Source organism: Niastella yeongjuensis (assembly GCF_900110245.1).
Classification (GTDB): Bacteria; Bacteroidota; Bacteroidia; order Chitinophagales; family Chitinophagaceae; genus Niastella; species Niastella yeongjuensis.
The window spans coordinates 151983-177325 of record NZ_FOCZ01000004.1 but is presented as its reverse complement, the minus strand read 5'-3'; the positions used below and the strand labels follow the sequence as shown (position 1 = coordinate 177325).

18 protein-coding genes are annotated in these 25343 nt (G+C 46.0%); 7 read left to right on the top strand and 11 right to left on the bottom strand.

The features are described from left to right. The first annotated feature begins 45 nt into the window (after nucleotides 1-45). Nucleotides 46-576, top strand: a complete 531-nt coding sequence (locus tag BMX95_RS12150) for a carboxymuconolactone decarboxylase family protein (RefSeq protein ID WP_081202356.1) — start codon at nucleotides 46-48, stop codon at nucleotides 574-576. 18 nt (nucleotides 577-594) lie between these two features. Then, on the top strand, nucleotides 595-1092 hold the full coding sequence (locus BMX95_RS12145) for an OsmC family protein (RefSeq protein ID WP_081202357.1): 498 nt from the start codon (nucleotides 595-597) through the stop codon (nucleotides 1090-1092). Between the two features lie 55 nt (nucleotides 1093-1147). On the opposite strand, the gene egtB is transcribed toward BMX95_RS12145, so the two are convergent. The 5 genes from egtB to BMX95_RS12120 form a co-directional block, all read right to left on the bottom strand. Further along, on the bottom strand, nucleotides 1148-2299 hold the full coding sequence (gene egtB, locus BMX95_RS12140) for an ergothioneine biosynthesis protein EgtB (protein ID WP_081202358.1): 1152 nt from the start codon (nucleotides 2297-2299) through the stop codon (nucleotides 1148-1150). 114 nt (nucleotides 2300-2413) lie between these two features. Then, a complete protein-coding gene (locus BMX95_RS12135) occupies nucleotides 2414-2839 on the bottom strand; it encodes a YybH family protein (RefSeq protein ID WP_081202359.1) in 426 nt (141 codons plus the stop codon). 30 nt (nucleotides 2840-2869) lie between these two features. Further along, nucleotides 2870-3826 (bottom strand): L-histidine N(alpha)-methyltransferase, encoded by a 957-nt coding sequence (locus BMX95_RS12130; protein WP_081202360.1) that lies wholly within the window; start codon nucleotides 3824-3826, stop codon nucleotides 2870-2872. A 21-nt stretch (nucleotides 3827-3847) separates the two neighbouring features. After that, on the bottom strand, nucleotides 3848-4726 hold the full coding sequence (locus BMX95_RS12125) for an RNA polymerase sigma factor (protein WP_081202361.1): 879 nt from the start codon (nucleotides 4724-4726) through the stop codon (nucleotides 3848-3850). A gap of 92 nt (nucleotides 4727-4818) precedes the next feature. Further along, the gene (locus BMX95_RS12120; RefSeq protein ID WP_165759003.1) at nucleotides 4819-5811 is read right to left on the bottom strand and encodes a helix-turn-helix domain-containing protein; all 993 of its coding nucleotides are present in this window, start codon (nucleotides 5809-5811) and stop codon (nucleotides 4819-4821) included. 128 nt (nucleotides 5812-5939) lie between these two features. Here BMX95_RS12120 and BMX95_RS12115 point away from each other — a divergent pair, with 128 nt between their 5' ends. The 5 genes from BMX95_RS12115 (at nucleotide 5940) to BMX95_RS12095 (ending at nucleotide 10712) form a co-directional block, all read left to right on the top strand. Continuing rightward, complete coding sequence (locus BMX95_RS12115; RefSeq protein ID WP_081202363.1) at nucleotides 5940-6914, top strand: SLAC1 family transporter; 975 nt, start codon at nucleotides 5940-5942, stop codon at nucleotides 6912-6914. A gap of 645 nt (nucleotides 6915-7559) precedes the next feature. Beyond that, entirely contained in the window at nucleotides 7560-8129 is a 570-nt protein-coding gene (locus tag BMX95_RS12110; protein ID WP_133053977.1) for a hypothetical protein, read from the top strand. Between the two features lie 295 nt (nucleotides 8130-8424). Further along, complete coding sequence (locus BMX95_RS12105) at nucleotides 8425-9294, top strand: SH3 domain-containing protein (RefSeq protein ID WP_081202365.1); 870 nt, start codon at nucleotides 8425-8427, stop codon at nucleotides 9292-9294. Between the two features lie 387 nt (nucleotides 9295-9681). Beyond that, complete coding sequence (locus tag BMX95_RS34955; RefSeq protein WP_177193693.1) at nucleotides 9682-9870, top strand: hypothetical protein; 189 nt, start codon at nucleotides 9682-9684, stop codon at nucleotides 9868-9870. Next, nucleotides 9867-10712 (top strand): serine hydrolase domain-containing protein, encoded by an 846-nt coding sequence (locus BMX95_RS12095; protein WP_207631650.1) that lies wholly within the window; start codon nucleotides 9867-9869, stop codon nucleotides 10710-10712. The genes BMX95_RS34955 and BMX95_RS12095 overlap by 4 nt, the downstream gene beginning before the upstream one ends. 88 nt (nucleotides 10713-10800) lie before the next feature. On the opposite strand, the gene BMX95_RS12090 is transcribed toward BMX95_RS12095, so the two are convergent. The 6 genes from BMX95_RS12090 to BMX95_RS12065 all read right to left on the bottom strand — a co-directional run bounded on the left by BMX95_RS12090 (nucleotide 10801) and on the right by BMX95_RS12065 (nucleotide 25341). Further along, entirely contained in the window at nucleotides 10801-13869 is a 3069-nt protein-coding gene (locus tag BMX95_RS12090; RefSeq protein ID WP_081202368.1) for a GH92 family glycosyl hydrolase, read from the bottom strand. A 14-nt stretch (nucleotides 13870-13883) separates the two neighbouring features. Beyond that, nucleotides 13884-16220, bottom strand: coding sequence for a GH92 family glycosyl hydrolase (locus tag BMX95_RS12085; RefSeq protein WP_081202369.1), 2337 nt, complete (start codon nucleotides 16218-16220; stop codon nucleotides 13884-13886). Nucleotides 16221-16256: 36 nt separating this feature from the next. Further along, the gene (locus tag BMX95_RS12080; RefSeq protein ID WP_081202370.1) at nucleotides 16257-19418 is read right to left on the bottom strand and encodes a GH92 family glycosyl hydrolase; all 3162 of its coding nucleotides are present in this window, start codon (nucleotides 19416-19418) and stop codon (nucleotides 16257-16259) included. A gap of 76 nt (nucleotides 19419-19494) precedes the next feature. Then, nucleotides 19495-20451: a LamG domain-containing protein gene (locus BMX95_RS12075; RefSeq protein WP_081202371.1), complete on the bottom strand. Its 957-nt coding sequence runs from the start codon at nucleotides 20449-20451 to the stop codon at nucleotides 19495-19497. Nucleotides 20452-20474: 23 nt separating this feature from the next. After that, nucleotides 20475-22112 carry a RagB/SusD family nutrient uptake outer membrane protein gene (locus BMX95_RS12070; RefSeq protein ID WP_081202372.1) on the bottom strand — a complete coding sequence of 546 codons (1638 nt, stop codon included), beginning with the start codon at nucleotides 22110-22112 and terminating at the stop codon, nucleotides 20475-20477. A gap of 10 nt (nucleotides 22113-22122) precedes the next feature. Continuing rightward, nucleotides 22123-25341, bottom strand: a complete 3219-nt coding sequence (locus BMX95_RS12065) for a SusC/RagA family TonB-linked outer membrane protein (RefSeq protein WP_165759004.1) — start codon at nucleotides 25339-25341, stop codon at nucleotides 22123-22125. Nucleotides 25342-25343: the final 2 nt, after the last annotated feature.

Sequence of the window (25343 nt, the reverse complement as noted above, 5' to 3'; positions counted from 1 at the left end):
CCCGGTGCTCTTAAACGGTTTCTATATAAATAAATAGAATTTATTATGACTGAGTTTGTAGTACCTACTGAGCAAAATATCTCAGATAAGGACAAAAAGATCTTTGGAGAAGTAAAGGGGCTGTACGGCAAAGTCCCGAACATTTTTGCTGCTTTTGCAAGCAGTGAGAATGGGCTCGAGAATTATTTTAACTATCTGACACAAAAAAGTTCGCTCAGCGACCGGGAGCGGGAAGCGGTGAATCTGATCGTAAGCCAGGTAAATCAATGCCAGTATTGCCTGAGTTTTCACACGGCCATCGCCAACCGCCTGGGCTTTAAGGAGGAGGAGATCCTGAACATCCGGGCGAATGATATCAGTTTTGACAGGAAACTAAAAACCTTAGTGGCCTTAGCGCATAACATAGCGATGACCAGGGGAAGAATAGCAGGCGCGATCCTTGAAGACTTTTATGAAGCGGGATATGATCAGGGACACCTGGTGGATGTGGTACTCGCAGTAGGTAATATCTGGACATTGAACCTGCTGTACGCAATGACAAATGTACCGATCGACTGGCCCAAAGTATATGTATAAATCCTAAAATCAAATTTCATGATACATAAAAAGAAAACCATCCGACTCTTCCCAAAGGATATTACCGGTAACCTGGTAAAAGACCGGCAGGAGGTTGTCATTAACTGGAGGTCGGGCCAGCTGGTGCTGGACGAGCCACCCTTCAACGGTGGTAAGGATATTGGTCCTGATCCGTTTACGGCTATCCTGTCTGGTTTGGTAGGATGTACGTTGACTACTTTACGTATGTATATCAACAAAAAGGGATGGGATATTACCGACATCCATTGTTCGGTAAACATGTGGCAGGAACAGGAACCTTTCAAAACCTGTATCTACAGAACCGTATCGTTTGGCCAGCCAGTGACGGAGGAGCAAAAGGAAAAGCTGCTTTGGATAGCTAAGAATTGCCCGGCAGCTAAGTTGTTACAAGGGGAGATTGTGATTGAATCGTATCTGTCAGACGATGCTACAGTACCGGCAGGCACTGGTGACTACCCGCCGGCAGACGCAGGGATCATGAATGAAAGTTTGTAAGCAGGAGGAAGTCAGGTTTTCAGGAAATGGAGCGGCATTATGCCGCTCTTGCTCTTTATATATGTTCAGCCAGGCGTATACCCGTATACTGCCAGCGTAATGGCGCATGAAAGAAATTACGATAGGTTAACCGGCTATGTCCCTGCGGAGTAACTTCAGAAGCACCTCGCAGCACCATTTGATTTACCATAAACTTACCATTGTATTCTCCAACGGCGCCTTCGGCTCTTTTAAAACCAGGGTAGGGGAGATAGGCGCTGTTTGTCCACTCCCAGCGTTGGCCCCAGGAGAATTGTGAAGCTGCCGCTTCCCATTCAAATTCAGTAGGCAAACGCATACCCTTCCACGCCGCATAGGCAGCCGCTTCATAAAAGCTGATGTGGCAAACCGGATCGTGCGGCTGCAGCAATTGCAGACCGGAAGATTGATAACACCACCATTCATCATCTATAGCATGCCAGTACATAGGGGCAGTTATCTTGTTGTTGTTTACCCAATCCCAGCCTTCCGCGTGCCAGTACTGGTGTTTTTGATAACCACCGTCCTGTATAAACGAAACATATTCCCGGTTGGTGACTGGTTCGGTAGCTATGCGGTAAGCAGGCAGGTACACCGTATGTCTGCCCAGTTCATTGTCGAAACAAAAGCCATATCCCTGATGGCCTATTTCGTAAAGGCCGCAGTTCATGTCAATCCAGTTTTTGTCGGGAACAACAGGCGTTGTAATGTTGGCTTCACCGAAAGCCGGCAGCAAAGGATTGTTACCCAGAATATATTTGATGTCTGCAGCCAGCAACTCCTGGTGTTGTTGTTCATGGTTCAACCCCAGTATGATAAGCTGCGTCATTTCAGGGGATAGGGTTGATTCCAGTAAGCTTAACATAGCTGCATCTATGTACCTCCGGTAATTATAAACGTCGGCTACGGAAGGCCTGCTCAGGTTACCCCTGTTTGTACGGACCACGCGCACACCCACTGTTTCATAATAGCTGTTGAAAACGTAATTGTACCTCGGGTCAAATTCTTTATAGCCATTCACTGGTTTCAGGACGAATGTTTCGAAAAACCAGGTCGTATGGCCCAGGTGCCATTTAGGTGGACTAACATCAGCCACTGGCTGCACCACATAGTCTTCCGTCTTCAGGGTAGCACAAATTTCTTCGCTTCTCGTTCGAACGCGCCGGTACTTGTCTCTAAGGTCTGTCATCGTTGTGTATTTAATTATTCGTTTAGTTAAGGGGTGGGTTTTCGTTTTGGCAAACCCACCCCTTACCCCTCCCAGGAGGGGATACCTTAAAACAGGCATTAACTAAACAAAACATTAGGCGGGCTGTCGCACCGCTGTTCCCTGATTATTGTCGATAATGTACCGCCAGAACCCATCTGCACCGCGGCGCGCGATATCGCATGCCGATCCGCCCAGGCGTATCTCCTTGCCGTCGGGACCCTTGCCCTCGATGGACCAGTCCACAATTATCTGTGCGGTATCGCCGCCAACGAACACGTGGCGAACATTGGTCTTCAACGGCAGGCCGAGCTTGATGTCGCGCCCGATAATGGAAGCGATCTCTTCGTGATCGGTGATAACTCGCCCGTCGTTTGCGACGAATACGGCATCTGGTGCATACAGGGCCATCTGATTCCTGACATCGCCGGAATTAAACCGGTCAACCAGCGACGGGATAATGTCTTCGGGCCTGGTAGGGAGCGGAAAAGCGTCTGTCATCTGTTCAGTGTTTGATTTCATCTGTATAAATTTTAGCGTTATATAATTACATTAAATAACCTCCCAGCAGGCATCTGCAAACCATCGTTTGCTATCCATTAAATTACCTATAGGTTTAAAGCCATTGCTCAATGCCATCTCGCTGATCTGTCCCGGATTATATTTTTGGGAGATCTCCATCCAGATGTATTCATCCTTTTTGAAGATGATTTCTTTGTTACGGATGCGCACGATCCTGTCTGCCAGGCACACCAGGAAGCTTTTGCAGGCGCCCGTTTCAGGTTCGTAACTGCAATAATGTTCAAAATCATTCAGGTTGAAATTGCCTTCCAGTTCCTGGTTAATGCGCTCGAGCAGGTTGAGGTTGAACAGGCTGGTGATGCCTTCCCTGTCGTAATAAGCCGTTCTGATCACATTAGGGTTCTTCACCAGGTCAAAACCTATGATCACCAGGTCGCCGGGATTTAAATGTTTGTGCAGGGCCTTACAAAACGTATGGCTTTCTTCCACAGTCATGTTCCCAATATTGCCCCCTAAACACAACACCACTTTCCGGTTGGAAGAATACCATTTGGCTTTAGACAGCATTTGAAAATACTCGCCATTCATACACTGAACAGGCATGTTGGGTAACAAGGGAGGCAGGGTCGTATTGATCTGGTCGAGTACGGCACCGGAGATATCGATGGGGAGATAGTTGAAATCTGTTTCCAGCCTGGTAAGCTCCTTCATCAGGTGAATTGACTTGTAACAGTCTCCCGGTCCCAATTCGATCAAATCAAAAGGCGACCCGTCTTTTATTACCAGTTTCGTCATTTCAGGTAACTGTGTCGTGAATATTTCCAGTTCACAGCGGGTAACATAATAATCGGGACTATGCATGATCTGTTGGAAAAGATTGTCACCTGTTGCGTCATAAAAATATTTGGAGGGAAGCCTTTTGGGGTACTGCGACAATCCTGCTATTACTTCATTATAAAACTTCACCACAAAATCACCATTAACCATTGCCCTTATATTTTTTCTATATTAAGAAAGTTGATAGATCTCCCGGACTTCCGCATCTTCTAAGATCTGCCTTACAAGCGCCTGCTTTTTAAGCTCGTTAGCATACGGTTGATCAATAAATAAATGCAGGTATTTTCCCTCCATTAAGTTGTCGAGCGATTTATTTTTCCTCCGTACCAGGGCATTGATCGATTGCACGGCTTTACGGTGAAACTGTAAACTGGAAGGATCGATCAATCCCTCTTTAATAAAGCCTTTTGTTTTTTTTCGGCATTTGCAGGGATTGGCCGGGTCCATCAATCCACATTTATTTTCCATAAATTGAAACAGGTCTTCTTTGGCCCGTTGCAATTGTTTTCTGAAATTCTCAGGTGTGATATCAAGTACCTGGGCCGCCTCTGTGGATTGAATGCGAAATACAGCACCCAGGACCAATATGATCCTTTGCTGGCGGCTGAGGCATAATAAAGTTGAGGCCATGTATTTATCCCTTATATACCGGATCTCTTCCTTCTTACTCTTTTGTTCTACTGGCGATAGTTCTTCTTCAAGATTGTCGCACAGTTCGCCCAATTCATCGAAGGAATACACTTCATTTTCCCCAATGCAGCGTTTTGCATTGAGAAAATGGTTCATAACAATGCGGTACAACCAGGTTTTAAAGCTGCTTTTAAAATTGAACTGGGGTAGTTTGATCAGCATTTTCAATAACGCCTCTTGTGAGATGTCTGCTGCATCTTCGGGGTTACGTACCAGTTTTAATGCTGCATTATAAACGAATTGCTGGTATTTTTTGATCAACGTTTCTATGGCTGAACGGGATCCATTTTGAGCTGCTTCAATAACTGCTTTTTCCTGTGTATTGTAATGGTTGGTTTCGAACGGGAACATACCTGACATGCCTCGCTTGCGCTTTAATTGGAGGCTCAAATTAGGCACTCTGAGGCATCGGAAAATGACGCTGCGATAGTTTAGGACTTTGTGCTATCAATTCAGGATTTTCGGTCTTTGTTTTGAGACTCCATTGGTTTATTAGCCGGGTCTATTCTGTATTCATTGGGGTATTTGCCAAATGTTTGACGGAAAACCCGTGCGAAGCTGGTCTTGCTATGATAACCGCTTTCCCGGGCTACCTGGTCAATAGATAGATTCGAATTCTTTAACAGCCGGGCAGCATGCCGCATGCGAAACTCCCGTAAAGTTGCCATGGGCGTTTTGCCTATTATTTCGGTAAAGGTGGTCATGAAATTGGAGCGGCTCATACATGCAATGTCGGCCAGGCTTTTTACGGTATGACCCTCCCCGGGGTCTGACGCAATTGTCGCTATTACTCTCGCAATGCGGGCATCCCGAAGTATGGAGAAACGTTCACTCCATAATGTGATCGAGGCCAGTGATCGCCGTAACAAAAGAATGATCACCTGTTTTAACAGCAGGCTGCTCATTTCGCTGGAACCCACCTCCTGGCTCAGGAACTCAGCTACTGCTATCCGCAACCGGTCGCCTAACTGCTCGTTTGTGTGAAATGTTTCAATAATAGGGGATTGCAGTCCGGCAAACAGGTCCATGGTTTGGCCGTACGATGCTTTGAAAAAACCGCAGACCAGATTTATTTCAGCCTTCATGGGGTCGCCGGCCACGAACTGGTGAATGTTATTTTTGTTCTGCATAACATCTTTCCAGTTGACTGTTGTCAACTCCTGAGCGTGCTCGTTTTCCGGGAACACTTCAATCTTGAATGGATGGTTACTGGGAACAACGATGAGGGTGTGAGGTGCCAGTTCAATTGGCTGCAATCCCTGAATCAGCATCCAGCCTCTGCCACTTAGGTTATAATGGATGCCGGGAAAATCGGATCCGCCCATGTCAAGGCGGAAACCGGGGCTTACCAGGCAATGGGACAACCATACAAACTGAACATCCAGTTCACTGATCAGCGCATCCACATCGCCTGTGGACACATTTGCAGTTGGGTCTATAGTCATACACAAATATAAAGAATGTCTGAAATACATCTTTGACACCGGTATTGTGGCCGTGTGACAGTTTCCAGTTGTTTTTGTCACAGGGGCTGCGGGACTGCATCTAATAAGAAGTACTAAAGCGTGTTGACATGTCTGCCGATGGTAATAAAAAGTCTTTATTAAATATAGTACCGGTCTGTACATTTGGGATTATAGCAAGCATTAATGGGTTGTCATTCTCCTGGAAGCTGGCCTGCGTGCGGTGGCATATACCCAATTCCCTGCTTGCCTATGTAGATGGTTTTTCGTTGCTGCTGTTTTTGGCGCTGACCCTGTTCTTTTTATATCAGTTTGCTCAGCATCCGCAGGTATTCAGGGCAGCCTTAAAAGATCCGCTTTCCCCGCATTATTTTGTTATTTTCCCTATTACCATACTTTTCCTGTCTACCATCTTCTGGCCAGCTTATCCAGCGGTCACCATCGTTTTATGGAGCCTGGGCACATTTTTGATCGCTGCGTTTATTTGGAATATTGCCATTCAGTGGCTTTGTTACCGGTGTATTTTTGAAAAGATGACACCATCCTATGTGCTTCCGATCACCGTGGCGCTGGATGTTCCTATTACAGGTTATTATTTGCCGGTAATTGTTATAAAGGCGATTTGTACCGTTTTCCTGTTCATTGGATTGCTTTTTGCACTCATTCTGATGATTCAACTGTTTTTGTCTTTACTGAAGAAGGACGACAAAAGAGATCTGAGGAATGCGATCATTACTTTTTCGGCATTGAGCGCATTGGTCTTTATGGCTTATGATTCTTATATCCATATTGACTCCCGGTTCTCACAGGCTTTATTCTTTCTTGGGGCTGGATTGTTGCTCGCCCTGAGCCTTTATACACTGAATATAAAACACAAACCCTCCTTCAGCTTTTCATTTTGGGGATTGTCATCACCATTGATAATCGTTACCGTTTCGGCATTGAAATTTGCAAACAGGGGAAGCGATTACGGCCGTTGGCTGATGGCTATGGGGTTGCTATCTATTGGGACGCTGATCATCGGAGTTGTATTGATACGTATCACATTTAACATCTTTAAAAGACTAAATTATAAGCACGTTTAAAATATCCAAAAGAAGATGTTTTGGCTGATAATCAGGTGGTGTTCGAGAATTTTATCCTTAGGCTTGGTTTTTGGCAACAGGGGCGCTAACTGGAAGGGGTGAGCCCTTTCCTCTGCCAGCCCCGCTTAATTACAACACCATTGATTACACGTTTACCGCCAAAATCTGCGCGCTCATTGGCATCTATTCACGAATATTAAAAAATGTGCCGATGGATTATGAAATGTATTACTTTTGAACCGACCCATTAACCCGATAATTGAAACCACCTAACTTTTTGATAGATGACGCCTTATTACCCTATACTTTTCCGTTCCCGTATAGTAAATTTACCTTCCAGTCTACCTGTTTTTGAATACTCTTGCTTAACAGGCTCTTAGTTTCAATTCAACACTGTTTACGATCTATTTTACGCTTCGAAACATATCTGCCATATTAAGTTATGCCAGGGTGGGAAAATTATTAGTTGATAAGGGAACCGTGGGGATGGTTACGTCATATATGATAATGCCCAAGTAAAATCAGATGGCTCTACAAAGGCAAAGATCGTTGTTGAAAAAAGTAATAAGGTGGCTTCTGCAAATTTCGGAACTGGTACAGTTACTGGGGCGCCAGCGACGACCACACCATCAAAAACAGATACAAATGCAAATTAGATTGTTATTAATATCCTGTTGTTGTCTAATTTATTTTGGAAGCGCTGCTCAAAAAATGAGTATCGAAAAGGAGCTATATATCGTTGATACAATAGAAATAAAAGATCCCATTTTGATTAAGTTTAAAGAAAATGGCCATTATTTAAATAATGTTTTGGTGCCCAAAGAAAGTCTTGATTATGTGCGTAAAGATGACACCAGTTGTTTAAATTTTTTATGTTCACATAATGGATACCTGTTTTTACTGGCAGCTGAATTTTCCTGTTTAGTAAATAATTTACTTTACTATTATCCGTCATTGGAACACTCTCGTTTTTATAATAAGTTGCAAACCCATTTAAGAAATGCAGAACAGGATATTGTCTTAGTTCCGGTCGATAAAAACACAAACAAGCTAAAAGAACAAAATGGATGGAGGTACAGTGAAATTTACCCAAGAAAATTTCTATTATGTTTGGCAAAAGGCAGTGCCATTAACAGGTGTCAGGGAAAGTATGAAATAAGGTTTAAAAATATGGACAATGTCTATTTTAAAGTATTATGCCCTGTAACCTGGTAATTCAGTGATGTCCTATTTAAATAAAAGTAATATAGATATGTTCATAGCAACAGTAGCAGCCCTATTGGGAACGTTTTTATTCTGTGTCATTCGGTCAGATATATTTAAAAAATAAATAAAAGCGATTTGTACCGTTTTCCTGTTCATCGGATTGGTGTTTGCGCTTATTCTGATGATTCAACTGTTTTTATCATTACTGAAGAAAGACGATAAAAGAGATCTGAGATTGCAAGTGATTTAATATGATTGTGCACATTCATTCTTAATTTCTATCTTGTTGCTTCAATTGCCCCATATGAAACCCTTACTCGCCATTTTAATTGCAGCCCTTCTACTTACTGTTTCTGCCTCAGCTCAAACACACGATTTTACCCAATGGGTTAAAAAAAAGACCGTTGACGGGAAAGAGATTATCGTGTTACGTGTACCCGAAACGGAGTTCGGTTCAAATATCCTGGGGCTTATTGGAGAGGCGGAAAACGATTTGGATAGATTGACTTACCTCTATAAGGGTTCTTATGCACCGTTCGGAGGCAGCAACGTGTACGACGACATAGAACGGTATTGCGTAAGGATTGAAAAGGAAGATCCAACCTATCCAGTACATTATTACCGGGATGAAATGAAAGCATTTAAAGCGCTCAGGGAAGAGATGGACCAGAAAGCGTTGGCGAAAAAGAAAGCAGCTGAAGATAAAGCATTTTTTGAGCAACTAAAATCAAATTATGCATGGATCAGCGGTGACACCCTAAATGTGCGAACCAAACCTGATACCAAAGCCCCCACCATAGGTAAGTTGCTCCGCCTTAGTTACATAAAAGCCTACCAGGTAGAAAATAACGAGGATTGGGTAGAAGTAAATTTTGGTGAGCACAGTGGTTATGTATTGAGAGACTATGTGGCTATTGACTGGGAAGAACTGGCGCCTTCACACGAGGACAGCGCACGCCTGGTAACTGGCCAGCAATACCACTTTATACCCACTGCAGCCTATACCGCACAATTAAAAAAGGCGGCTGCCGAAGAAGAACGCGAAGAAGCACGCGCCATGAGGGCTGCCGAATCAGCTCCACGCAGAAAATATTACAGAGGCCCCCGAGGCGGATGTTATTTCATCGATTCGAAAGGCAATAAACAGTATGTTGATCATAGTTATTGTAATTGAATTGAAGCACTAATGCTTTAGCGGAGGCTTTTAATGCAAAAATCGAAGCATGCCGGAGATCTCCGTTTTGTCATGGTTGAAATTGTGCAAAAGGGATTGACGCCATTCTGTACGCCTGCGAACAAAAACCGTTCGTTTTCGCACACTTTCGGACGTCTGAGGTTTCTAAAGCCATTGGCTGCAAGGATTTGAAGAATTGGCACAACGATTGGCGCTTTTCCTGGCGAACGATACGTGTGCCTTCTCAACATTAAAACACAGTCTCAAATTGTTGCCATGTTTAGAAACTACTTCAAAACCGCATGTAGGAACCTGCTGCATAATAAAATCTATTCCTTCATAAATATTGCAGGGTTAAGTCTTGGTTTGGCTTGTACAATGCTTATTATGTTGTATGTAAACGATGAAGTAAGCTATGATAAGTTTCATAAAAATGTTGGCCAGATCTATCGTTTAGACAAAGAGACTACAAAAGATAATGGCGACTTTCACTATAACAGCTATACAGGATACTTTCAGGGACCACGTTTCGGGCAGGCATTAAGAACCATGCCAGGGATAGTTTACACGACTTGAGAAGCATTTCAAAAAGCGTTGTATCTGCCTGTTTTGGTATACTTGTACAGCAGGGTAAAGTAAAAAGCACCACGCAAAAGGTCTTTGATTTTTTTCCCGAATATAAAAAGCAGGATACTGGTTTTAAATCTCTATTGACCATTGAACACCTCCTCACCATGACATCGGGGTTAAAGTGGAATGAAGAAGTGCCATACGATAATCCTGACAACAGCGAAATACAAATGATCAGGAGTGGAAATCCCATTGAATTTATTTTAAGTCAGCCAATGGAGTTGGCCCCGGGAATGCAATGGAAGTACAATGGTGGTACTACCCAGTTACTGGCTGCTATTATAGAAAGAACTTCAGGGCAAAAATTAACTGAATTTGCCGCTGAAAACCTTTTTAAGCCTTTGGGAATTTCGCAGTACGAATGGTTTACTTATCCGGGAACAACAGCATATGCAGCAGCCTCTGGATTGAGATTGCGTTCAAGGGACCTGTTGAAATTCGGGCTGGTGTATCTTAATAATGGTGAATGGAATGGCAAACAAGTTGTGCCACGGAAGTGGGTTGAGGTATCAGTGCAACCACATTTAAAACAGGATAGGGGTGATATGAACTATGGATACCAGTTCTGGCTTTTTAATGATACTGCACAAGGAAGCCCGGTAAACATTATAGCATGTGTTGGTAATGGTGACCAACGGATCTTTATAGATAAAGCAAGGCAGTTAGTGATAGTAATTACTGCCGGAAATTATAATAAGTGGAATATTAAGAACGGTTCAGCGGAGTTATCCAGGCGGTATATTTATCCTGCACTAACCATGGATAAAACAATAAAGCATATAAATTGATGATCTACATGCTTTATTACAAACTCGTGTGCCCAGAACAGGAAAATTATCTAATCAGTGGGTGTTGGATTTGATGGATCCCGACTTCCTATTTCCCAACAACCAGCTTCTCACCCCAGGTCAGTACATAACTTTTAGCAGGTGGTAATCCTTTTATTTTGTCGTAGGTATACTGGTACGACCAGCGCCACTTGTTCACCGCATGTCCCAGTTCCATTACATGGTCATACACAGTAATGTCAGGTTTTACCCTGGCAACAGCATCAAATACGTCCATGGCGTTTTCAATATGAAGTATAAACAAATTGATGTGTTTATCAGGATTGAAACCAGCCACCGACCTGGAGTCACCAATGTGATAAATGGTATAATTATGAGCGCTGGGGCCACAGTCTATCTGGGACGTGATCACCGGCACATCGCCCTGCACATTCATGGTAAATCGAAGTGTCACTTCTCCATGCGAAAAGGACCGGGTGTCGTTAATTAATACCCCTTTTGAATAGAACGGTGAATATACCGGTTTGCCTGCGGCAGTCAGGGCATCGAGTAATTCAGCATTGCTGTGATCGCCGTGCACATGGGAGGAGATTACAAAGTCTAATATGGTGGCCAGTTTTGCAGATCCCGGCTGGTTGATGTCAATGCCAAAACAGGCATCTTTAGTTTTTACAATATACCCCATGTTATACAGCTTCCAGATCACGGCACCCTGCTTCACAGAGGTAGAACGTATTTCATCAACCGATGTGCTTACGGCTTTATGCAGGTAATAAAGAATAGGACGGGTGTTTTCCATTGCTGCAGCTTTAGTGGTATCATTTACCCACCAGGTGCGGTATTGTTTCCAGGCTGTGTCGCTTAATTGAAAGCCGTACCTGTCCAGCGTGGCTGTTTGCTGCCAGCGTTCAGTGAAACGTTGTTGCGTGCTGTCTGGTGGGTGTTGACGGAACCAGTTAAAAGAGGCAGTCATTTCCTTTTGCCAGTTAACAGGTTTGTTGCCCATTACGAATTCCAGATTGCCCCCTTTTATCAGGTCGGTATGGGTAATGTATGGTTTGTCATATAGTTTGCCATTCAGCTTTACCTGTTGTACATATTTGTTTTCGGCCGACAAATTGGTCGCCGTGATCACAAATTCTTTTTTGCCGGTACGCAATGCCATTTTAGAAAAAGAAGGCGTGCCCAAAACATATCGGCCATCGACAGGGTTTACGGGGTAAAAACCCATAGCGCTGAACAGGTACCAGGCGCTCATTTGTCCGCAATCGTCATTGCCGCATAAACCGTCCGGCGTATCGTTGTAAAGGGTATTTTTTATTTCATACACCCGCTCCTGGGTTTTTGCGGGTTCGCCGGCCAGGCTGTACAAATAGGCTACATGGTGGCCGGGTTCATTACCATGTACATATTGTCCAATACGGCCACGGGCGCCCTGGGCAAAAGCAGTTGATTGAAAAGTAAACATACTATCGAGCTTGTTAATAAAGGCTTGTTTGTCATCAAAAGCATTTATCAATCCATCTGCATCCTGCATTACATGCCAGATGTAGGGCCAGGCATTTCCTTCCGTATAGTTGCCGCCGGTGCTGGCATGGGAAAAACGCAAGGGATCAAAAGGAGCATCCCATTCTCCATTGGCTTTGCGGCCGCGCATAAAACCGGTGCTTTTGTCGAATACATTTTTGTAGTACAGGGCGCGTTTGGAGAAGATATCGTACTCTGCTTTCTTTCCAAGTGATTTAGCCAATTGCGCCACACAATCATCATCGTAGTTACACTCCAATGTGCGGGACACTGATTCGTTTTTCACGATGTCGCAGGGATAATAGCCATATTGATTATAAATATTCCAGTCGGATTTTGTGTGATTGACCGTTGAGCTGGCTTTTATGGCTGCCCAGGCTTTGTTTACGTCATACTTGCGAATGCCTTTTTTCCAGGCTTCTGCAATCACCGGAATGGCATGGTTGCCGATCATGCCATTGTTCTCATGGCCCCATAAAGTCCAGATTGGTAGAACTCCTGTTACTTCATAATGGGCGATCATGCTTTGTACAATATCGTTGGTAACAGTCGGATACAGCAAGGTATACAAAGAGTTAGTGGCGCGAAAGGTGTCCCATAATGACAGCGTAGAAAAATAGGCTTTATTGGGTGCAGTAAAAACGGCGTTGTTGGCACCGCGGTATTGGCCATCAACATCGGCCAGGTTATTAGGAACAACCAGGTTATGGTACAACCCGGTATAAAAGATGCGTTTTTCTTTTTCAGTTCCCGCTATCTGAACCGTACCTAACATCCGGTCCCAGGTTTGATAGACCTTGTTACGCACAGCTCCAAAATCCCAGCCGGGTATCTCTTTATCGAGGTTGCTGCGGGCGCCGGCAATGCTTACGGTTGACAGACCGATCTTCATATCCAACAGCAGTGATTGATCGTTCACGAATTGCAACACCAACTGCTGGTTGCGGGTAGCATTGCTGTCAGTTAACCATTGTTTGCCGGCGACAGGCTGGTTGAACCGCATGATGAAGTATACCTGCTTGTCACCAGCCCAGCCTTTTGTATACAAATAACCTGTAAGGGTATATGGGTCTTCGATCGTTAGCTGGCTTTTTAGCACATGGGTTTCCAGTGCGGCAGAGTCGGGTACAATGCCATGCTTCAGATCTATCAGCAGATTGCCTTTATTGCCGCTAAAAGTATAGTGATGAAAGGCTGCCCGTTGGGTGGCGGTAAGTTCTGCTTTTACCCCGTAGTCATCTAATTTAACCGTGTAATATCCTGGCTGTGCTTTTTCTGTCTGGTGTGAGAAGTGCGGGCGTTTGGGATAACCATTTATAACTCCGGTATAAGGCAGCACCAGCACATCGCCCAGGTCCATCCACCCGGTTCCGCTCAAATGGGTATGCGAAAAACCCATGAGGGTTTTGTCTTCGTAATGATAACCCGAGCAATAGTTCCAGCCTACGTTGCCGGTTTCGGGACTTACCTGTATCAGCCCAAACGGACTGGTAGCGCCAGGATAGGTATGACCTTGTACTGCAGTACCAATAAAAGGATCAACGTAGGTGGCATTACCTGTGTATTGCGCTGAACAGAGATTGCTTAATAAACCAAATGCAATTGCCAGCCTGCTTGTTTTATTTGTCATGTTTCGTTTTCAGTTTAGGGAAGGGTAGTAGACATAGAAGGGGGTGCATCGCCGGGTTTACTGCCCCAGCTTTTATTGGGAACCGGTCCCATGGTGAGTACCAGCTTACCTCCCTGAACCAGTTCAGTATGATAGAACCACGGTTTGTTCAACGGTTTTCCATTCAATTCTGCCGACTGAATATAGCGGTTGGCGTCAGAGGTGTTTTTGGCTTCTATCACAAATGTTTTACCCGGGTAATATTGCTGATCTAATTGTATAGTGATCTTGTTGAACAGCGGACTGCCAATTTCATAAATAGGTTGGGTGCTGGTGCCGCCATCGGTCTCAAACAAACCCATAGCACTCATCACAAACCAGGAACCCATTTGGCCTTCGTCTTCATCGCCGGGCCAGCCGTTGTAAGGGTTGGTGCCATAAAACTTATTCATGATCTCCCGTACCCAGTGTTGCGTGAGCCAGGGTTTACCGCTATAATTAAACAAATACGCCGCCTGCATATTGGGCTGGTTGCCGTGATTGATGTATACACGTTCGGGTTTGTCGCCAATGGCGTTGAAGTTCATTTTTGACGATTGTTCAAAGCCAAACACCAGCCGGTTGGTAAAGGTATCGCGGCCCATCAGGTTCACCAGTTTGTTTACATCGTGCGGTACAAAGAAGCTGTATTGCCAGGCATTGCCTTCTGTATAGCCACCAGTGCTGAGCGGATTGAAATTTTCGAGCCAATGGCCTTCCCTGTCTTTCGGCCGCATGTATAACGTTTGCGGGTCGAAGATGTTTTGATAGTACGCTGCCCGCTTTATGAATTGAATGTACCGGCTGGTATCACCGAGGCGCTTAGCCATTTGCGCCACGCACCAGTCATCATAAGCATACTCTAAGGTATTTGATACATGCCCGGGTTGTGGAATGTAACCCAGCTGCATATACGTTTGTATGTCTTTATTACCGGCATAGCCTCCGCATTCGTGTGGTGTGCCATTGGTGGTTTGCTGATGCAGCAGGGCCTGCCAGGCAGTAGCCGTATCGAACCGGCCAATACCTTTCTGGCAGGTGCTCACAATAAGCGCTATTTCATGCGAGGCTTCCATTATACCGGAGTATTCAAACCCTGCTGGTCCACGCGCCAGCCAACCGCCGGTTTTATACATTTCCAGTTGTGATTGCACCCATTGATTGGCTATGTCTGGATTTACCAGTGTCCACAACTGATTTAAATTCCAGAATGTGTTCCAGAAGGCATCGCAGCCAAAGACCGGTGAATGGGGATCGCTCAATTGGCGTTCCTGTTCACAGGCATCCCGGTATTTGCCATTCACATCACTCAATATGCTTCGGGCACAATACGACCGGTATAAATTGGTATAGAATTTCTTTTTGTTGGTTTCGGTACCACCAGCTACTTTGATATTCCCCAGCAACTCATTCCAGGTTGTTTGGGCGTTCCTTCTGGCTGCTTCAAAGTCCCAATGAAACGGGTTCATTTCCTGGTTCAGGTTCAACCGGGCCTGCTCAATGCTTACGTACGAAATACCGGTTTGCATCAGCAGCACTTCGCCTTGTTTGGTATCAAAATCAACCCAGGCGCCTATGTCATCCTTACCGGTGAGTTGGGTAATGTTCTTATTGATCTCTTTCCCCTTCCAGCCACCAAATTGTTTGAATGGTTTATTGAACCGGGCTACGAAATGCACGGTATAGTCATTAAAACCACCCAGGCGCATAAAGTTGCCGCTTTGTTGTTTGGAATAGCCTTCTATTTCGGTATCGCTTACGCGGGTAATGGTGGCATCCAATACAGTAAAAGGATACTCTGCCGGGAACAACAGGTTGAACAGCACATGCGCATCCTGCGTTTCGGGAAAAGTGAATTTGAAGAAACCCGCCCGGGTAGTGCTGGTTAATTCGGCTTTGATATTATAGTTGATGAGGTCTGCCGCATAATAACCCGGACTGGCCCGTTCTGTGGTTTTATCTATGCGGGAACGGTGGCCGGCTGTACGCCCGGTAGTCGTAGGGGCATCGGGTGGATAAATAGCCGGATTAACTACTCCGGTGGTAGGCATTACCGAAAGACCGGCCATTGTCCAGGCATGAATATGGCTGAAGCCGGAAATGCTTTCGAGTGTATATTCATACCCGGCTTTCCAATCGGTGCTTTGGTTATCGGGACTTAATTGTACCATGCCAAAGGGCAGGGTAGCGCCGGGATTCAACATCCAGCGTGATTCAGAAGTGCCAACCATAGGGTCGGCATAGTCAACCGGTTGCTTTTGCTGTGCCTGGGTTTGGTGTACAAATGAAAATAGCATTCCCAGGCCCGTTATTATTGTTAATGCTGCACGCATATATCGGGTCGTTATGTAATAGTATAAATATTGTTATTATTCTATGCCCCAGTGTTCATTCGGCGCGGGGCCCATTTCCAGCACCAGCGAGCCGCCTTTCAACAGTGCTGTGGCAGGAAAACGAAAACTGTTCAACACCTTACCATTTAAGGTTGCTTTTTGTACATACTGGTTGGTACGGGAAGCGTTTTTCGCAATAAGGGTAAACTGTTTTCCCCGGCCATACCTGTTCCCCAGGTTGATAGTGGTTTGTGTAAACAAGGGGCTGCCGATCTCATAAATGGGATTGGTATTACAACCTCCATCGGTTTGAAACAATCCTAATGTGGCCATTACTAACCAGGCACTCAGCTGTCCCTGGTCTTCATCGCCCAAATAGGCATCGTTGGTAGTATAACCATAAAAGCGATCGAGTATGGAACGGCTCCATTGTTGCGTGAGCCAGGGTTTGCCGGCCCAGTTAAACAGAAAAGCAAAATGCATGCTTTGCTGGTTGCCCTGTACAACGGGATAATCCCAATACTGATCGTTCATGCCATTGAACCGCCAGGGCTCGCTTTGTTGGAAACCCCATTGCAGGCGGTTGATGAATTTATCTTTTCCAATGCTTTTGATCAACGCTGGTACATCTTGCGGAACAAAGAATGTCAACTGCCAGGCGTTGCCTTCTACGTATTGTTTGTTGGCGCCGCTTTTAAATGGATCGAAATTATCCGCCCATTTTCCATTACTGTCTTTCAGGTGACAATAGCCCGCGGTGTCTATTACGTTCTTCCACCAGTAACCGCGCTCATTGAATTGACGCCAGGTAGTGGAATCGCCCAATGAACGGGCCAGTTGTCCAACCGTCCAGTCGTCAAACGAATACTCCATAGAGTTGGAGAAGCGGCCTTTATCATAGGGTACATAATGATGTTGCAGGTAAGATTCCAGGTCGGCATTACCGGCATAACCCTGAAATACTTTTTGTCCAGGTGTGGTTTGCATCTTCACCGCAGCCTTCAGTGCATGACCGCCATCAAAATCACGGATGCCCATTTGCCAGGCAGAAACTATTTGCGGTATTTCATGTTCAGCTACCATTACCGGTATGTAGTTCATGGCGGCCGGACCTTTGGCTAACCAGCCATTGGCTTTATACATGGCCAGTTGCGATTGGGCCCAGTTACTGCTCCACTCGGGCGTTACCAGGTTCCACAATTGATTCAGGTTCCAGAAGGTATTCCAGAAGGCATCACCGCCCAGGGCAACGTGTTTGCCGCCGGTGGAATGAATGATACCATCTGTGCCTTTCCATTCGCCATTAACATCACTCCAGGTATTGCGGCCGCAAATAGAACGGTACAGTGCGTTGTAAAAGCGAACTTTCTCCAGCCGGTTGGTGCTGGTGATGGTTACGCGGTTGAAGAGGTCGTTCCATGTGGTACGTTGTTGATCACGAACGGCATTAAAATTCCAGCCAAATGGTTGCGCCAGTTCTTTTTGCAGGTTTTCACTGGCATTGGCCAAACTCACCAGGGAAATGGCAGAACGTACCTGTACAACCGGATGCATTTTTGCGTTGAACTGAACAGACAACCCTGCATCGGTTGGGTTACTGGCTACAAAGCTATCGGCTGTTTGAACCTGGCCGTTCACCCAGCCGTGTATGCTTTGTATGGGTTGGTCAAATTCAATTACAAAATGGATGGTATAATCCTGGTCAGCGCTTCTTCCCCAAACGGAGGAGTATTGATGCGATGTACCTTCAATACGATGATCGTTTATTTTCTTTAGCGAAATGTTTTTTAGCTGATACGCATATTCAGTGGGAATATGCAGATCGATCAATACCCGGGCGCTGTCGCGGTTTTGGGGAAATGTAAAGCGAAGTAAGCCACAACGGGTAGTGGCGGTCATTTCTGCCTTGATGTCGTAATCGGTGAGTTGTGCTTTATAGTAGCCAATGGGCGCCTCTTCTGTTCGTTTGTCGATGGCCGAGCGATATCCGGAGCCCGGTTTAAATTCGTCGCCTATGTTTGTTTTCAGTGGGCCATTGCTGGCAAAAATACCAACACCGCCCACTGTCCATTCATGAATATGGCTAAAGGTGCCAATGCTTTCAAAGATAGGATCGTAACCCGATTGCCAGCCATTGCTTTGGTTATCGGGACTCATCTTTACCATACTGAAGGGCATCCAGGGACCGGGTGCTATCATCCAGCGGGAGTGGGCGGTACCCATGCGGGTATCTACATAATCGGCTAGGGTTTGTACTGATTGAGGGGCGCGTGTAAGATCTCCTGCTGCAATCAGCTTTTCATTCTCCAGTATTTTATAATGGCTGTTGGTTGGTTTTGTAACTGCCGGCATCAAAGCTTCAAACTGATAAGTGCCTTTTTCCACGCGTTCTGAAAATATTTGCTTTCCATCCAGCAACACCGTCAATTGAGGTGTTTGGCTGAGGTGATGGCATTTTACCAGCAGCGGCTGGTAACGTTTCTCACTGGCGGTGAGTTCATAGGCGGCCGGTTTCACCTGCTCTAAAAACAGTTGACCGGGTTTTTCTGCCGGTATAGCATTGATCCCGTCCATTGCTACATGGTCAAACAGGATCCAGGAGCCCTGCAGTATGGTGATGGTAACGCGGTTACCGCCTTGCTTCATAATACCTTTCGCAATAGGAATGGTAAGGGTTCGGGGCGTGGCCTTTGACAGATCGCCTTGCAGCGCTGAGGTATCTACACCTGGTTCGGTCATGCCGGGGTGCGGTTGTTGCGCTACATCATATCCATTGGCGGTAAGTTGAATGTATTCATCATGATCGTTAATGGTCACTTTGAGTAAGGGCAGGAATTTTTTGGCATAGTCACGCAAGGCAATATGCAGGTTGCCGGTATAGTCGGCTGAATAATTGCTATTGGTGAACAGGATATTCACCTGGTTGGTTCGCCAGCCGGCAGTGCCCCAGGTGCCGCCCCAGGTATCGATGGGGCCGGGTAATACATAAGGAAAATCGATACTGTCAACCGAATGGCCTACAAAGAAGTATTTGTTTTCAAATCCAAAGTCATGGGCAATGAACTGTTTGTAGCCATTGGGCGCCAATGCCAGCCGTTCGTTCTTCCCAATGCTCCACATCTCGTTGGTGCCGGGTTGTGCCATGGAACAATGGAAAAGTGCTATTGCAGCGCAAAGCAGCAAAAAATTCTTTTTCATGTGTATAAAGCAGTTCTAATGTTGATGATAAGACCTGTCCGGGGGTCTAGGTCCCCCGGACAGGTCTTTATTTAATCTATTCCCAGGTAATATTTGTGCCAACAGCAGTGAAGTTACCGATTGCTGCGGTCACATTATTGCCCAGGTTTAAATCAAAGGGCCAGTAAGCTACCAGGCCGTTCTCGGCACTGGTGAGAGTTTTGTTCATATATGTGTTTACTTCTGCTTCAGTAAGGGCACGGTTCCAGAAACGAACGTCTTTCAGGTTGCCATGCATACTGCGCAGGTCGGTGGCTGTCCACTCACTGTTGCGGCTCATACCCAGGCGGGTAGGAGAGTTGGCGGCAATGATGGTTGGCCGCGGTCCACCGGTTACGTTAGCGGTAGCTTTTTTAACCCCATTTACATAAATGGTGATGGTGGTGCCATTGTAGGTGTACGTAAGGTGATACCATTGACCGGGCACTACGGTATTGGCGGCTGTAGTAGCGCCAATGTAGGCGGTAGTAAATACATACGCAGCCACAGCGCCGGTATTGGTATAACGGAACAGGATACCCTTTGCTTTATCATCGATGGTAATAAAAGCGCCCAGCTTGGCGGTGCCATCGGTATTGAGATCGGTAAGCTTTGCTTTTACTTCAATGGTGAATTGCGATTTGTCGGGCACCAGGCTGTCGCAGGAACCCAGGTTGAAAAAGGCGTTCACACCGAACTTGGGTGTACCGGCTTTTACCGTGTTGTTTTTGAATTCTTCCATGGCGGCGTTCAGCGTTGTCAATGCATTGGCAAATGCATCGTCATTGCCTGAGCTGTTCAGGATGAATGTTGCCCAATCGGCTTTTGCCTGTAAGGAGCTTTTTGAACCGGGTGCCAACTGGCCCAGTACCAATCCTTCTGTGGAAGATCCGATGAGGCTGATGGCTTCATCGATGGCTGATTGCAGGTCTTGGCGGGCGCTGGATGGTGCATCTTTTTTGCAGGCGGTAAATCCAACGAGGGTTACCAGCAGCAGATATATCGTTCGTTTCATTAGTCAGTTTTTATGGGAGTAAATTAATAGCCTTCATTCTGTCCTAAAGTGGAAGGGTCGGGCATACCATCGAACTGGGCCTGTGGTATGGGCCGCTGGTTATGAAATTCTTTTATATACGGTGCCGCTTCGGGATTATACAGCTTTACGCGTTCAACCAGTTTGCCGGTGCGTTTCAGATCGAACCAACGCATATTCTCACCACCCAACTCACGCGCGCGTTCGTCGAGAATGAAGTTCAGGTTGATATCAGCCGCTGTGATATTGGTCATCACACTTTCATAACCGGGCACGGCAGCGCGCAGGCGAATGGCATTGATGTCATCAGCTGCCAGGTCGTTTTTACCCAGGTTCATATTGGCTTCGGCACGCATCAGGTAAATATCACCTAGGCGTATGATGGAATAGTCTTCGGCCACATTGTTGGTAGTTAACGCGCCCGGGCGGTCATTGGCATCGAACTTTTTAAACCCGATAAATACTTTAGGGTCTTTAGCAATGCCATTTGTGTTGTACAGGTCATTGAGGTCTTTGGCGATGTAGCGGTTGGTGGCCCAGGTCTTTTGTTGCGCGGTGAGTGCAAAGGGTACGAAGTATAAGGCCGTATCAACGTGTATGGTGTTCTGCAACGACAGTTTGTTGGAAGGTTTGTTGTAGTACCATACTGTTTGATAACCATCTTTCCAGCGGGCGTCTGCATCGCGGTTGAACAGGCTCAGGTTATACAGGGTGGGGTAGAGCTGGCAGCCGCCATAACCGGTCCAGTTCAATTCGGTTTGAATACCAGAGAACTGATCGATGAATGGTGCATAGGCCAGGAAATACCAGTTGTCGTTGGCGCCGGTATATTTAACATCAGGGCCATAGTTTACCTGCCAGATGAATTCCTTACTTCTGTCGGTACTGTTGTTGATCAGGTTCTTCCAGCCGGATATCAGCCCGTAGTTATAATTGCTGATCACATTCGTGGCATATTTCACCACCTCATCCCAGTCTTTATGGTATAAATGCACCCGGGCCAGTAATGCTTCTACCACTGGTTTGGTAACACGGCCGCTTTCAGTGGAAGTAGCAGGTACCAGCGGCAGCGCCTCATTCAGTTCCTTTATGATCTCCTGATAAAAGTCTTCTGCCGGACTGCGTTTTGCAACCAGGCCGTCTTCATATGAAGTAGTTTGTGGCAGGTATACACCGCCCCAGATATTCACGATATTGAACAGGAAGAAAGCTTTTAACGTAAGGTTCTCACCCCGGTTTTTATTCCTGATATCGTCGGATGTCCATTTTATTTTATCGGCCTGCTCAAAAAAGTAGTTGGCATTCCAAACACCTTTATAAAGGTGGTTCCACAGGTCGGTATTGTAACTGGAGGAGGTGGCGTCCAGCGTGCGGTATTCACTCATTTGCTGCTGGGTATTGTTGCCGCCTTTCAGCCACATATCGTTTCCCATTTCTGTGAGGTAGGCCCAGCATTGTGAACCATACATTTTGGTTAGGCGCAGCCTGTTGTATTGCCCGTTTACCAGGGTGATCAAACCTTCCTGGGTTTCAAAAATGGCAGTGGTGGCGCCGTAGCCTTCTTCCTGAAGGAAGTCTTTTTTGCAGCTGGTCATAGCGGCCAGCATGCCTGTTATAATGAGAAGTATTGTTAATTTTTTCATGGTTCTGTTTTTAGAATGACACGTTTACACCCAGGTTTGCAATAATGGTCCTGTCTGAAAGGCCGCCTTCATGTAGGAACGACCAGTATTGCCAGGGATTGGTAACGGCGCCATAGATGCGCAATTTTTCAATGCCCTTCAACATGCCTTTTGAAAAGGTGTACCCGATGGTGGCATTACGCAGGCGTACATAATCGTTGCTGTGCCGGCCAATAGTGTTCAGGTAAGCGATTGAAGTACCTGCACGTGGCTGGGGGGCATTGTTTGTAGGGTTGGTGGGCGTCCAGTAATCGATTACCGAAACGTTATACCGGCCAATGCTGCCGCCGAATGTGCTGCCGGTATTGGCGTCATTGGCAATAGCGCCGTATTCTGAATAAAAGTCTACCGCTGCGTCAAAATGTTTCCAGGTAAGGTTGGCAATAAGGGATGATTGCAATGTGGGGCGTTCCACACCTACGATGCTGCGGTCGTTGCCATCGATTTTTCCATCGCCATTCAGGTCTTTTATTTTTATTTCACCGGGCGTACGGCCATAAATGGCCGCTACTGCCGCTTCTTTGGTTTGCCATATGCCAAGGGCCGTATAATCGTAGGTAACATCGCTTACGGGGTAACCCACAAACCAACCGTTGGCAATATCCTGCGTCAGTCGTGGATCATACAATTCTGTCAGTTCTTCTTTGTTGTGGTAGAAGCTCATGGTTACGTTCAGGGTAAGGTCCCGGTGTTCAATCACATTGCCAGTCAATTGAATTTCATATCCGCGGTTCCTCGATTTGCCGATATTGTCGAACACGGTATTGAAACCGGTAGTGTAAGGGAGTTTACGCCTGTTCAACAGATCATAGGTGTTGGAAATAAAATAGTTGAAGGTACCTGAGATGCGGTTGTGCAACAAGGTAAAGTCTGCACCCAGGTTTAATGATTTGGTAGACTCCCATTTAAGATTCGGTACAGGCTGCTGATTGGGTTCATTAGTAGCGTAAGGGATATCGCCATTGGTTGAGCCAAAGATGGTATAGCGGGTGGTAAGGCTGCCTTGTGTGGCATAGGCAGCAATGGAATTGTTACCCGATACGCCATAGCTGGCCCTGAATTTCAGATCGTCTATGAAACGCATTGTTTTCATAAACTGTTCATCGCTTGCCCGCCAGGCAAAACCAACCGCAGGGAAGGATTGCCATTTATAGCCCGGTGCCAGTTGCGACGCACCGTCAGAACGGGCAGTCAATGATAACAGATACCTGTCTTTATAGCCATATTGTACCCGGCCTACATACGACAGCATCTGGGTGCGCAAAAAATTAGAACTGATTGTCTGGTTTTGCAGTGACGCTTCTATATTATACCATTTATATTGCGAAAGAGTAATGTCCATGCCCGACATATCGCTTGAAAAATCCTGTTGATTCTGCAATTCGAAGACCGCGGTAGCGTCGATGGAGTGGTCGCCATAATGCTTTTTAAAATTCAGCACATTGTTCCAGGCAATGAATGATTTGTTTTCATTGTCGATCGTTGCCTTGTTTAACGCGTTGCTATACGTGGCGCTCTGGTTATCTACATACGAGCCAGCCCAGGTAAATACTGCGTTCAGCGAAGCATTGGTGCTGAAAGTAAGGGCATCTGAGAAGCGATAGCTGGCATAGGCTTTCAACAAACCCACCCAGGCTTTTGACCGGGAATCGTTGTGGTCGCGGTTCAGGTCAAGCAAAGGATTGCGCATATTGGGATCACCCAGTGGCGCTGTGATAAGCTGACCGGTTGAATCATAGAAATCAACCGTGGGCGGATACCGCAACAGGTTGCCGCCAATGCCGGGTGAATTTTGCCTGAACTCATAGGACAACCGGCCATTCACCCCTACTTTCAGTCTTTTGGTTACCTGTTGGTCTATGTTGGTGGTAAGCATGTACCGGTTATAGTAGCCAGTGTTGGCGCGGTCTTTATTGTCGAAAAAGTTAAGTGATATTTTTTGCGAACCTTTTTCGCCGCCATTCATAATGGTAAGGGTGCTGTTGGTTTGAAAACCCAGTTTGTTGTAATAATCCTGTGCAGCGGTATTATTCACCTTGCCAAAACCGGCCAGTTCTACGGCTGTGAAGATCTTGGGATCATCGGCAGGTGAGTTCCAGATGCCTACGGCCTGGTTGGCATCGCGTTTAAACTGGATGTATTGTTCGGCATTCATGGGGTGCAGGTTGCCATCCACGTGTATATTGGCCCCTGTGTAGTTGTCGAGGGTAATACTGGTTTTGCCCTTCAGTGCTTTTTTAGTGGTAATGACAATTACACCATTGGAGCCTTTTGAACCGTACAGCGTAGTGGCGGATGCGTCTTTCAACACATCGATGGAAGCAATGTCGTATTGATCAATGGTGTTGAGCGACTCATTATAAGGCATACCGTCGAGAATGATAACCGGACTGTTGCTTGCGAGTAACGACCGGTTGCCCCGTATCCGTACGTCTCCTACGCCGGACGCCCCGCCGTTTACGCGCAATCCCGGAACACCCACCAGGCTTTGCACCAGGTTATTGCTTTGTACCCGCGTGATCATCTGCGGGTTGAGCGAGGACACAGCCCCGGTGAGTTCTCTTTTTGCTATCGACGTATATCCCAGTACTACCACTTCATTCAGGTTTTCACTAACAGTCTCCAGCACAATGGACGGGTTATAGTTATTTCGTACCCGCACTTCTGTTGGCCGGTATCCCTGATAACTGATCACCAGCACCACGGTTTCATCGGGCACCCGCAGTGTAAATTCGCCGTCATTGTTTACAATGGCGCCGATAACCGTTCCTTTGATGTTTACGTTGGCACCGCTTAGTGGCTCGCCTTTTGTATTAAATACTTTACCGGAAATGGTTATGGGTGGGGCTAATTCTCCCTGCACCGAATCAACGGTCAATTGAATAAATGTGCGTTGATCTCTTTTTCTGATGACTACAGTTTTGTCTTCAATAGTATAACTCACCTGTTGGTTGGCGAGGCATTTGTTCAGTACCTCGTCGATAGGCGCATTGTTGAAATTGGCATCAAACAATTCACGGGGGTTCACGGTCTGTGACGACCACAGAATACTGTAACCGGTTTGTTTGTGAATTTCATCAAATACCTGTTTTAAGGTAGCTTGTTTATGCACATAGGTGATCTTCTGTGCCAAACCTGCTGCGCTTACCTGTAAGAAGGTAACGGTAAGAAGTAGAGCCGTTAATTTCATGA

What these genes read in the sequence shown, in the direction of transcription:
- BMX95_RS12080 (WP_081202370.1), bottom strand. Translation starts at nt 19,418, where the DNA reads ATGAAAAAGAATTTTTTGCTGCTTTGCGCTGCAATAGCACTTTTCCAT.
- BMX95_RS12145 (WP_081202357.1), top strand. Translation starts at nt 595, where the DNA reads ATGATACATAAAAAGAAAACCATCCGACTCTTCCCAAAGGATATTACC.
- BMX95_RS12110 (WP_133053977.1), top strand. Translation starts at nt 7,560, where the DNA reads ATGCAAATTAGATTGTTATTAATATCCTGTTGTTGTCTAATTTATTTT.
- BMX95_RS12125 (WP_081202361.1), bottom strand. Translation starts at nt 4,726, where the DNA reads ATGTCAGGTATGTTCCCGTTCGAAACCAACCATTACAATACACAGGAA.
- BMX95_RS34955 (WP_177193693.1), top strand. Translation starts at nt 9,682, where the DNA reads ATGTTGTATGTAAACGATGAAGTAAGCTATGATAAGTTTCATAAAAAT.
- BMX95_RS12065 (WP_165759004.1), bottom strand. Translation starts at nt 25,341, where the DNA reads ATGAAATTAACGGCTCTACTTCTTACCGTTACCTTCTTACAGGTAAGC.
- BMX95_RS12120 (WP_165759003.1), bottom strand. Translation starts at nt 5,811, where the DNA reads ATGACTATAGACCCAACTGCAAATGTGTCCACAGGCGATGTGGATGCG.
- BMX95_RS12130 (WP_081202360.1), bottom strand. Translation starts at nt 3,826, where the DNA reads ATGGTTAATGGTGATTTTGTGGTGAAGTTTTATAATGAAGTAATAGCA.
- BMX95_RS12115 (WP_081202363.1), top strand. Translation starts at nt 5,940, where the DNA reads ATGTCTGCCGATGGTAATAAAAAGTCTTTATTAAATATAGTACCGGTC.
- BMX95_RS12135 (WP_081202359.1), bottom strand. Translation starts at nt 2,839, where the DNA reads ATGAAATCAAACACTGAACAGATGACAGACGCTTTTCCGCTCCCTACC.
- BMX95_RS12150 (WP_081202356.1), top strand. Translation starts at nt 46, where the DNA reads ATGACTGAGTTTGTAGTACCTACTGAGCAAAATATCTCAGATAAGGAC.
- BMX95_RS12105 (WP_081202365.1), top strand. Translation starts at nt 8,425, where the DNA reads ATGAAACCCTTACTCGCCATTTTAATTGCAGCCCTTCTACTTACTGTT.
- BMX95_RS12070 (WP_081202372.1), bottom strand. Translation starts at nt 22,112, where the DNA reads ATGAAAAAATTAACAATACTTCTCATTATAACAGGCATGCTGGCCGCT.
- BMX95_RS12090 (WP_081202368.1), bottom strand. Translation starts at nt 13,869, where the DNA reads ATGACAAATAAAACAAGCAGGCTGGCAATTGCATTTGGTTTATTAAGC.
- egtB (WP_081202358.1), bottom strand. Translation starts at nt 2,299, where the DNA reads ATGACAGACCTTAGAGACAAGTACCGGCGCGTTCGAACGAGAAGCGAA.
- BMX95_RS12085 (WP_081202369.1), bottom strand. Translation starts at nt 16,220, where the DNA reads ATGCGTGCAGCATTAACAATAATAACGGGCCTGGGAATGCTATTTTCA.
- BMX95_RS12075 (WP_081202371.1), bottom strand. Translation starts at nt 20,451, where the DNA reads ATGAAACGAACGATATATCTGCTGCTGGTAACCCTCGTTGGATTTACC.